The following is a 552-nucleotide window of genomic DNA, read 5'->3' as shown; positions in this document are numbered from 1 at the left end:
GTTCTGCCGGCGCAGCCCAGCAATCCCGTCCCCGTACGGCGAGGCGTCGCCCATCTGGGCAGGATGCGCATGGCATGGACGGTGCGGGGGAAGTCCAGGCCGGGGGCGGTGACGGCGCGGGCCCCGGTCGCCCGGGTCTCGCTGCGGCCGTGGGCAATCTCGCGGTCGTAGCGCAGTGCGGTGCCGTCTCGCCCGGCGGTGACCGCGGGCGGGCCATGTGACGGTCGCTGTCGTTGATGAGGTTCATGCGGTCGCCGGTGGCTCCGGTGACCGGGCGTTTGACGTACTCGACGATGTCGATGAGGTCTTCGAGGTCCCGTGGTTGACGCACGAGGCGGTCGAGGTCGTAGAAGATGACGCCGTCGATCACGTCGAGGGTGAGGTCGGCGAGCAGCTGGCGGAACTCGGGGCGCAGGACGACCCAGTCGATGGTGCCGTCGGCTTTGGTGATCTTGCGCTTCTTGAAGGCTGAGGTGTCGTTCTCCTTGTAGATCTTGGCGAATGGGCCCCAGTGCAGCCGTGAGCGGGTGTCCTGGGCGTCTTCCATCTGGC

The 552-nt window shown here is 68.1% G+C and carries 1 protein-coding gene; it reads right to left on the bottom strand.

Annotated features, from left to right (window positions below; translation table 11 throughout):
- Window positions 1-552, bottom strand: a 552-nt coding sequence (locus tag IEZ17_RS41765) for a recombinase family protein (RefSeq protein ID WP_189308847.1), incomplete at both ends; no start/stop codon positions are given.

It is taken from the genome of Streptomyces albospinus (assembly GCF_014648695.1).
Taxonomy (GTDB): Bacteria; Actinomycetota; Actinomycetes; order Streptomycetales; family Streptomycetaceae; genus Streptomyces; species Streptomyces albospinus.
Note: the sequence above shows the minus strand (reverse complement) of the source record. Positions and strands in the feature narration are given on the sequence as shown.